At 33.9% G+C, this 516-nt stretch carries 1 tRNA gene; it reads right to left on the bottom strand.

Features of this window, described 5'->3' with window-relative positions:
• Positions 1 to 233: 233 nt before the first annotated feature.
• A tRNA-Gly gene (locus tag CXF58_RS01265) sits at positions 234 to 308 on the bottom strand.
• Positions 309 to 516 lie beyond the last annotated feature (208 nt).

The raw sequence follows: 516 nt of genomic DNA on the forward strand, positions 1-516 counted from the left end.
TTATTTTTAAAAGCTACAGACTATTATTATGCGCGGCTAAAATTAAATGAGTGTGTCAAATTATCCGTAATTTGTAACGGGTGCATTTTATAAGGCAGGGATTTTTAGTATATCTATAAACTCTTAATAGCGCTGCAAACTTACCTTTTAAATGTTAAGTGCTAAATTTAAAATACAAAAAAAGCCTTACTTCTTATAAAAAGTAAGGCTTTAGTGCTTTTGCAAGCTATATTTGGAGCGGGATAAGAGATTCGAACTCTCGACCCCAACCTTGGCAAGGTTGTGCTCTACCACTGAGCTAATCCCGCTAAATATCAAATCGTAATGTTGTTAACAACGACTACGTCTCGATAGGCTGGCTATTTTAGCAAATATTCTGTAGGTGTCAATAGCTTTTTTCAAGTTTTTGACTGACAATTGGCAATCTGAGTGGTTCTCGAGGCAAGAAAACATATACATCATTGATTTCAATTGCTATTTTGGTTACTGATAATAATGCCCTAGATTTAAAATATT

Origin of the sequence: Psychrobacter sp. Sarcosine-02u-2 (assembly GCF_002836335.1) — a bacterium.
Lineage (GTDB): Bacteria > Pseudomonadota > Gammaproteobacteria > Pseudomonadales > Moraxellaceae > Psychrobacter > Psychrobacter faecalis.